This is a genomic window from Methylobacterium sp. ARG-1, from assembly GCF_001262595.1.
GTDB lineage: Bacteria > Pseudomonadota > Alphaproteobacteria > Rhizobiales > Beijerinckiaceae > Methylobacterium > Methylobacterium brachiatum.
Map to the genome: position 1 here is coordinate 25,236 of NZ_LHCD01000048.1, position 8,353 is coordinate 33,588.

Genomic DNA, 8,353 nt, shown 5'->3' on the forward strand with positions numbered 1-8,353 from the left:
ACTCGCTCGCTTGCTCGACGCCACGTTCTAACTCATGCTGCTCCTTCGGTGCAGTTACCCGCCCCCCAGAATTTATCCAAGACGTATTCATACAGTGCCAAGTCATATTTAATGTATGGCCGCACGAACGCTCGAAATCTCCCAACATCAAGAAGTTCGAACTCCCTGGACAGAGGCGTAACATTCTCAATAACGTGATTTATTTCGAGGCCTAAATAGGAGCCGATTTTGGAAAAACTAGCTTTTGAATTTTCCGATACCCCAATGAATTCGAAGTCATTATCAATATTGGACATTGCCGATTTATAAACCGAGCCGTCTACTGCCACATCATCTTCTATGCCAGCAAAGGTGCGAGTAGTTACGTTATCGAAAAATGGGCCGAGGCCTCCATGCACCGCCTCGTAGATGTCAGAGCACGCCAATATATCAGGGACTTTTTGTACGGTTTTAGCGAAGAAATAGTATGAAAGCACAAGGTCGTATGGGTTTCTGATCATGGAAATGTATCGAGTCTTGCGCTCAAAATTTTTGTGAATTCCATATTTAAAATGCCCGAAAACCGCATCGTATTGCTGGAGCGCGGATTTCGACAGAAACTGCAAATCGGAGATCCGAATAAAACCGCCCTCGTCGTACACGGAAAGCATCTTATAAGCAGCGGATTGCTGCTCAAGGCCGCGACGAAGACTTGTGCCGCCCGCTTTTGGCATATGCATAAATGCGACGAGGTGCTTGTCCTCCATCGCTAAGACGTCAGAGCTGACCCTGTAAAGTTTCCGCTCAATTAGCTGCCCATCCCAAATAACGTCAAGTTTTAGAGCCCCTTGCTCGGGCGTCATGTAACGTGCCACGTCTAGATGGAACGTTAATGCTTTGTTGAACGATCCTTGAGCATATTCACTAACATCGCCTCTTTCGTAATAAGATACATTTTCAATTTTATGACCATTTGCGTAAATATCTGGATAAATGTCTTTCGTAGCCGCATACCACCCGGAAAATTCTTGGATATGCTCTTTGATTGGATTTGCTGGAGCATCGAAAGTAATGAAGAAGTCGACACCCTGGAGGAATGCGGGTCGCACATGACTACTCAAAACACCCTCGACATTCATGAACACCGGCGCTCCATTGGGAGGGATATAAGGTTCTGCCTTCAGCTAAATGACGACGAATTCCATCTGCTCGCGTCGCTTAGCGTAAGAATGACTTTCTCTCACAGCTAAGCCCAGCGCATTATTATCGTAAAGGTGCAACCTCGGCGCTCGCTCACAGCGCCGTCCGCCGTTGCCCAGCGGCAACAGGCTCTCTACGCGAGACCATGCGGGACCTCAGCAGGGGGCATCGGCCCGCGTTCCGCCGTGCTTCGAGGATCTCCGGCCGGGAAACAGTGCCTTTGGAAGAGATTATTAGTCCGGGCGTTTGGGCTTTCGGCGAAGATGGGCTTCAGCGCCTGTGCGAGATCACTTCCGACGAGATCCAGCATCAACTTCGGGATCGCCCGCATCCTCTCAGGTAGAGGAAATCGTCCGAGCGGTCATCCGCGAGTTGAGGAAGTCGAGCCCCGCCATGATCGACCACATCCTCGCCGAATCTGCCAAGGTATAGCCCTGACCGATGCTCTGTAACCCACCACGACATGGTCTAAGCGGAGTCCTCGCAGTCGAAAAATGCGTCGGGGCTACTGGCGGTAATGGCTACGTGTCACGCTTTCGGCAAGCAGGTTGGAACGGCGGGGTTGAGGGGAGAGGGTTCGGCGTCAGAAGGTCGACAGGGCCGCGCGCTTCCACCTGTTCGTAGCAACGCAGAAGTAGGCGTAGTTCGCGTCAGAAGCTTGTTGCCCGACTGTGCAGTCCGTCGTTGACGAAGCCGGCACCGCGGGCGGTGTGAGGACGAGGGTTCCGGTTGGGCCCGCGAAGATCGGGCGGTTGCCCGTGCCCGCAAGATTGCTGGTCTGAATCACGCCGAGCGCGGTGATGGTGACGTTGGCGACGCCAGGACCAGATGATCGCAGAAGGTAACCATTCGGAACTATCGGATATTTCCCATTCTGCGATCCAAAGAGGATGCCATCATTCCAGCCGACTGCGCCAGGCTGGTTTGAGATCGAGAGGGCCGCGTCTGTGCGCTTGCCTTGCACCTTGTCGAAGGGCAGCTGCACGATCTGGACGCCGGATTTGTAGTTCGTGCTGGCGCCCGACTTGACCGCGACATTCACTTCCGCGGCCGAACAGTTGAGTGTGTTAATCGCCCCAGCATTGAGGATGCAAACCGGATTGATCCCGAAGTAGGCGCCCTTGGCCCCTGCTTCAAGATCACTTCCGCCATCCCCAGAGGAGGAGTATGCGCCGGCATAGATGCCCACGTAGTTACGGTTGACATTTCGAGCACTTGTGACGGCGGTCTGATTGACGCTAGCCTGAACTGCTTGCCGGCCGCCCTGCACGTCGGGGCCGCCGAAGGCCGCATTTTGTACGGCCAGCACGTTGAGAAAATGCGCCCCAGTGACGACAGCGTTGTCGCCCTCAACGTTGAGCAGACTGAGATTAACACCGGTACTTACCGTACCGGTGGCGTAGCGGCGGGCATGAAATTGATATCCAAGCCCAGTCATCGTCGGCGCGGCTCCAGCCGGGCCGCCAAAAACCACCGGACCATTGACCGAGAGGGCTTGCGCGCTAGTAGTTCCGCGGAAAGTTGGCGATATGAGGGGCACATAGGTGTTTTGCGCGCCTTCTAAAAAATTATCATTGGCGGTCGGAGGTTGCGCCCGAGGCAACGCCGACTGGGCACCAGTAAACGTTGGCGCGCATACCAATGCTAAAGCGGCTGATGCGCCTCTAATATTCTTCCAATGACGGCGCATCATAATTCCTAGCAAGAATGATGGGAGGCCAGCCGTCATAGCACACTTGCTAAGCGAGTGAGCGAGCGGTTCTGGGGCGGGTAAAGCGAAGGCGCGCCGGGCGAAGTCAGCGAGGAAAAGCCCGCCGCGGCGCTGAGCCGGCCACCTCGAGGTGAGCCGATACGCAACGTGGCTGGAAGGCAGAATGGCTGCCGGCCAATTACTGACCCGTGCTGGGCTCAGGCGCGTACAAGTCCCGAGATGGAACCAACGTGGTAAGACATTCGCCGAACAACGACGCGGGGCGGCGATAAACTCAACGCTTCACAAAAACTGGTAACAGACAGCTGAGCAGCTCATCGAGTGGGCGCGACTCCATCGTCCGGTAACAAATCATTAACCAACTTCCCCCAACCTCAGTTTCGTTTCAAAAGGCGCTCGCGATGCCGTAAGGTACGGCAGTCATTTAATTGCGCGTTTCGCCACGACGGTTGCGGCTTGGTACGACGAGAGGCGCTTGGTCGAAGTGGCGATGTCTGAATCTACCCCAACTGAGTTTAAGATGGCAGAAATAATCAGGCTGTCTGATAAACTTGCAAATGCAGTTATGTTTGATAGGATTTTGAACAGGCACGTATCCAAAGATCGTATATCAACTTTGATGCGTGTTGCAATCGTTCTTCACGAGAATGAAATTGTTTGGCCGCCGCTGCTCAAGGAAGTCATTAGCTGGCAGATTGATCTTTCTGAGACGTCAATTTCGGAAGCAGCATCGAATTCGGCCGGAAATATTTGTCAAGAAACATCGTCTGTACCCAAAGATCTGTCTGTATTATGCTGCGGTTTGCGTGGCTTTATAGAGATTTGCAACAACGAGATCGTTGCGGGATGGGCGCAGGATATTTTATTCCCCGATAGGTCCGTTCATTTTGAGGTCATGCGCGGCGACGAAATAATAGGAACCGTTGTAGCGGAATCATATAGAAAAGATCTGGAGGTCGCCGGCATTGGTAACGGTCACCATGCGTTCGTATATAACGTTGAATCGAGCGTCAATTCGGCCAAGGATCCTTTAAAGATCCGTAGAGTTGCCGATGAAGCTGCCCCTTGAATTTCGAATGGCTTAGTCTTGCATACAACGCTTACAAGCCACCTAAGCGCGCGTCGCAGTATGTGAGCTGACGGCCCGGCTTTATGCAGACGGCTGATTCCGCTCAAAGGAGAGCGTCGATTTGGACTGGGCCCCTGATGGTGGACGGATTGGGCGGGGCTGATTGACCGGATGGCCGGGTCTTCGAAGGATGAAGACCATGGCACGACACTGTTCCCACAGCGTCGCGTTCAAGCGCCAGGTCGCGCAGGAGTACCTGTCCGGCGAGACGCTGCACGGCCTGGCCAAGCGCCACGATCTCTCGCGCAACCTCGTGTGGGTCTGGGTGCAGAAGTACGAGACCGGCGCGTTCGACGACGACGCGGCCGCCGCCGACACGATCCAAGCCTACGAGGCGCGCATCGCCGCGCTCGAACGACTCGTAGGCCGGCAGGCGCTTGAGCTTGAGTTTTTGAAAGGGGCTCTGCGCCAGGGACCGCCACCGAGAAGCGGGCCTACGTCCGTGATCACCGGCCCGGCAGCCTCTCCGTCGCTGCGGGATGCCGGCTGATGCGTCTGGCGCGCTCCACCTATTACGACGCTCCGACGCGGGCTGCCGACGACACCGCCCTCGTTGAGGCCATGGCGGCGATCTGCGACGCGTTCGAAGCCTACGGCTAGCGTCGCGTCCAAGCGGCCCTATGCCAACAGGGATGGCGGGTGAATCACAAGAAGGTCCGCTGCCTCATGCGCGCGCATGACCTGCAGCAGCGTGTTCGCCGCCGCTACGTCACGGCCACCGACAGCGACCACGAGAGCCCGATCTTCCCGAACCTGGCCCCGGGACATCGTGCCGAATGGGCCCGACCAGCTCTCTCGTCGCGGATCTGATCTACGTCGCGGTGATGGGCAGCTTCGTCTACGTCGCGATCATTCTGGATTCCTGGTCGCGCCGCGTGGTTGGCTACGCGCTCGGCCGGTCGATCGACGCCCGCCTGACCCTCGCGGCTCTGCGCGCGGCGATCGAGCGGCGTCGGCCGGCACCGGGACTGACCCACCACACGGACCGCGGCAGTCAATACGCTGCCACGGCCTATCGGAAGGTGTTGGTCGAGCACGGGATCGTCGGTTCGGTGGGCCGGCGCGGCAATCCCTACGGCAACGCCAAGGCCGAGAGCTTCATGAAGACGCTCAAGGTTGAGGGGGGGGGGGGACCCGATGGCGTTCGAGACCTTCGCCGATGTAGCAACCGAGCTACCGCGCTTCATCGACGAGGTCTATAACGCCAAGCGGCTGAACTCCGCGCTCCGGTACCTGAGCCTCGTGCAGTTCGAGGAGCAACACGCCCGACCGATGGTCAGACCCGTCGCCTGATCGTGCCTACCATCAGGGGCCTACTCCAAATTAGCGATCAAGATTGCGCTTTGATCGAGCCGTGCAGATGCCGCGCTCCGGACGTTCTGAGCTCGGCGCGCGGCATCAAAGAGCCTGCCCCGCCGCGGCACGGGAGCGGGCTAGGGTTGTGATGAGGATCGCAATGGTGGATCGAGCGAGTGTCTCAAACCGTCCGGTCCATCATGAAGCTGCGCCTACCCAACCCGTTCGACAGACGTCCATCGCTGATCAGGACCCTGCTCCCTGGCTTCGATTCAATCTACTATCTCTTCTGGTATCCGGATGTGCGCGCGGCAGGTCAGGATCCTCTGCGCCATTATCTGCATCAAGGCTGGAAGGAGGGACGCGATCCCAGCGCCGGGTTCAGCACCGCGGGCTACTTGGCAGCCAATCCGGATGTTGCGGCTTCGGGTCACAATCCCCTCGTGCATTTCATCAATAGCGGATTCGCAGAGGGGCGGACGGGCTATCTCAAAGATCCTGCGGCGCCGGCACCGAGGCCCAATCACACCGCCGAACCGATGAAGTTGCTGGCGGCGCCGTCGGCCTGAAGCCAAAAAGCCCCGCGCGGTGGTGCCGGCGGGGCTAAGTGAATCCCTGGGAGGTGTGCCGGGCCGTTGCAGGTGGCGGGCCATCAGCCCCACAAGCGCGCCAGCGGAACCATTGACGTCATCGAGCCATTCGAAAGCCGTCGAGACACAGCACCGCGGAGCGGGATCATGAGGCTTTTCCGGCAGCACCTTTTTGTTGGTCAACCCTTTCGGTCTGAGGACGGCAGCGTCGATGGAGTGATCGTCGCGGTCTGGCCGACCGATCGCGGCTCGGAAGCTATCGTCAAGGCGCACGGCGATGGCGCCGAGATCAAGGTGTTCGTGCCGCCGAAGACGACAGCGATCTGACAAAGAAGCCACGTGCTCGAGGACCGGGCGGGCTGGTATCTTTTGGAAGGACGCTCAGACGAGCCTAGGCGGCCATGCGCAGCCCAGACGTTTACGGTTGGCAAGCGACCGCCACGGTGACGCCGGACATAGCGGCGTGCGCATCCCATGTCGCAAGCGCTACGGCTCGTCCTACGAGGATTGTGGTCTCCAAATTGGTTGAGGACGCTGTCACAGGGCGGGGCATGTGGGTTTTTCACTTGGCATCACGGCTTCCGCTGTTGCGGTGCAGTAGTGAGCTGGAATAGTTATCAAGGTGTCTCTGCGAGACCGGAACGCAAGGATATGATCTGAGCCCGCCGCACGAAAAACCGCCGCAGCCGGAGCCGGGCGGTTCAAGGTGGTTTCGCCATGAGCTTAGTACTACAGTTGCATTTTTTGACGTGACCGGAGATGGGCTGCCCGTGCGGCAGTCTGATGCCGTCGTCCCCAGGCGGACCATGCCAGCAGCACTGCGCGCACGGGGGCGAAGGCAAGAACGAGACGGGCAAGCAGGTGCCTGATCTCCGGGACGGACAGCGGCAGCAGATGCTCAGTCGGCCCCTGGGGCGTACGGCGCTTCAGGCGGCCTCGACGACGGCGTCCGGACTCCTTTCGTTCGGTTTACCAGCTGCGACGCGAACCAACTCAGCGTGCAGCCGCGCGAGGAAGGCGAGTGCGGCCATGCACAGCGTCATGTGGCGGTGCCACCCGTCCCAAGAGCGCGCCTCGCAATGATCGAGGCCGAGTTCACCCTTGGCCGTGCCAAAGCAGGTCTCGATCGTCCAGCGCAGCCCAGCCACCCCGGCCAGTTCCGACAGCGTGGTCTCCGTGGGCGCGAACACGACGTAGTAGGCGAGTTCAGACGGATCACGCAGGCTGCGCCGGATCAACAGCCAGTGGTCCCAGGGCGGCGTCTGCAGGCGCAGCAGGCGCACCCGCGCCCAATCGTAGAGCCGCGGCCCCTTCGCACCCTCTCCGGCCGCGTACCGATGCCAGGCGGAGGCGGGCAGCGCGTCGGCGATGCTGGACGCGTCGTGGGTCGCGAAGCCATCCGCCATCGTCATCAAGCGCTCGTTGCTGCGCACTGCCAGCACGTAGGGCTGCGCGCGTGCCTCCAGCATCATCCGCAGCCGCTTGTCCGACCCGTACAGCGCGTCGGCCAGCACGAAGGCGCAGGGCAGCCCCGCATCGAGCGCGGCGGCGATCAACGCGCGCGCGATCGTCGGCTTGGTGGCAAACTCGACCGCCTCAGGGACACCGGCCTTGGCGCGCCGGGCCTGATCGGCGGCCCAGGCCTCGGGCAGGAATAGCCGCCTGTCGATCAGCGCTTGGCCGTAGCGGCTGGCATAGGCCACGAACACGCCGACCTGACAGTTGTCGATGCGCCCCGCCGTGCCGGAGTACTGCCGCGCCACGCCGACGGAGTGCGCGCCCTTCTTCAGAAAGCCGGTCTCGTCGACCACCAGCACCGCGTCAGGGTCGGCCAGAGCCTCGACAGCGTAGGCGCGCACGAGATCGCGCGCCGCGTCCGAATCCCACCGCCCCCGTCCCAGTACGGCCTGCAACCGATGCGGCCGCGCCTCACCCGCGCGCTCGGCCAGAAGCCAGCCTGTTTTGCGTTCGACGCCGGACAGAAGCCCGTCGAGATAGTGATCAATCGAAGTTCGCAACTCGGGCCGGCGCACGCACAGCCCGACGCGATCCTTCAGTGCTGCGAGCTCCCGCTCCCAGGCCAACAGCGAACCAGACCAGGACGCCACCGACATCGCCAAGCCTCCGCTCTCACAGACGAACAGCGGATCACATCACGCTTCGATACGCAACTGTAGTATTAGAGCACCTAACAAAACGGCACCGTGAGGGTCGGCGTGCGTTGGTGTGGCATGGCTCGCGCGCTCCTTCCCGACGATCTCTGGGACGAGATCGCCCCACTGCTTCCGCCTCCTCGGGCGCGTCCGAAGGGCGGGCGACGGCCCATCGAGAACCGGGCCGCCCTGACCGGCATCCTGTTCGTGCTGCGTTCCGGGTTGCCCTGGGAGATGCTGCCGGCCGAGATGGGGTATGGCTCGGGCATGACGTGCTGGCGTCGCCTGCGGGACT

The 8,353-nt window shown here is 59.8% G+C and carries 10 protein-coding genes; 7 read left to right on the forward strand and 3 right to left on the reverse strand.

Annotation, left to right across the window (positions count from 1 at the left end):
- Nucleotides 1-32: 32 nt before the first annotated feature.
- Together AKJ13_RS31690 and AKJ13_RS31695 are read right to left on the reverse strand one after the other, a co-directional pair.
- Nucleotides 33-1,118, reverse strand: coding sequence for a sulfotransferase family 2 domain-containing protein (locus AKJ13_RS31690; protein ID WP_144426414.1), 1,086 nt, complete (start codon nt 1,116-1,118; stop codon nt 33-35).
- A 644-nt stretch (nt 1,119-1,762) separates the two neighbouring features.
- Nucleotides 1,763-2,869: a hypothetical protein gene (locus tag AKJ13_RS31695; RefSeq protein WP_144426415.1), complete on the reverse strand. Its 1,107-nt coding sequence runs from the start codon at nt 2,867-2,869 to the stop codon at nt 1,763-1,765.
- Nucleotides 2,870-3,365: 496 nt separating this feature from the next.
- Between AKJ13_RS31695 and AKJ13_RS31700 the strand changes: the two genes are divergently transcribed.
- From AKJ13_RS31700 to AKJ13_RS31715, 6 genes are all read left to right on the forward strand, one after another.
- The gene (locus AKJ13_RS31700; protein ID WP_144426416.1) at nt 3,366-3,959 is read left to right on the forward strand and encodes a hypothetical protein; all 594 of its coding nucleotides are present in this window, start codon (nt 3,366-3,368) and stop codon (nt 3,957-3,959) included.
- Between the two features lie 190 nt (nt 3,960-4,149).
- Nucleotides 4,150-4,509, forward strand: coding sequence for a transposase (locus tag AKJ13_RS27745; protein ID WP_244471770.1), 360 nt, complete (start codon nt 4,150-4,152; stop codon nt 4,507-4,509).
- Nucleotides 4,510-4,658: 149 nt separating this feature from the next.
- Nucleotides 4,659-4,829 carry a hypothetical protein gene (locus AKJ13_RS31705; protein WP_144426417.1) on the forward strand — a complete coding sequence of 57 codons (171 nt, stop codon included), beginning with the start codon at nt 4,659-4,661 and terminating at the stop codon, nt 4,827-4,829.
- Nucleotides 4,796-5,221, forward strand: coding sequence for a DDE-type integrase/transposase/recombinase (locus AKJ13_RS31710; RefSeq protein ID WP_144426418.1), 426 nt, complete (start codon nt 4,796-4,798; stop codon nt 5,219-5,221). Before AKJ13_RS31705 ends, AKJ13_RS31710 begins: the two co-directional genes overlap by 34 nt.
- Nucleotides 5,222-5,515: 294 nt before the next feature.
- Nucleotides 5,516-5,884 carry a hypothetical protein gene (locus AKJ13_RS27760; RefSeq protein WP_050736222.1) on the forward strand — a complete coding sequence of 123 codons (369 nt, stop codon included), beginning with the start codon at nt 5,516-5,518 and terminating at the stop codon, nt 5,882-5,884.
- A 168-nt stretch (nt 5,885-6,052) separates the two neighbouring features.
- Complete coding sequence (locus AKJ13_RS31715) at nt 6,053-6,232, forward strand: hypothetical protein (RefSeq protein ID WP_144426419.1); 180 nt, start codon at nt 6,053-6,055, stop codon at nt 6,230-6,232.
- A 599-nt stretch (nt 6,233-6,831) separates the two neighbouring features.
- Here the strand turns inward: AKJ13_RS31715 and AKJ13_RS27765 are convergent.
- On the reverse strand, nt 6,832-8,019 hold the full coding sequence (locus AKJ13_RS27765) for an IS701 family transposase (protein ID WP_050736223.1): 1,188 nt from the start codon (nt 8,017-8,019) through the stop codon (nt 6,832-6,834).
- Between the two features lie 117 nt (nt 8,020-8,136).
- Between AKJ13_RS27765 and AKJ13_RS27770 the strand changes: the two genes are divergently transcribed.
- On the forward strand, nt 8,137-8,353 hold a 217-nt coding region (locus tag AKJ13_RS27770; protein WP_144426420.1), incomplete at its 3' end, for a transposase.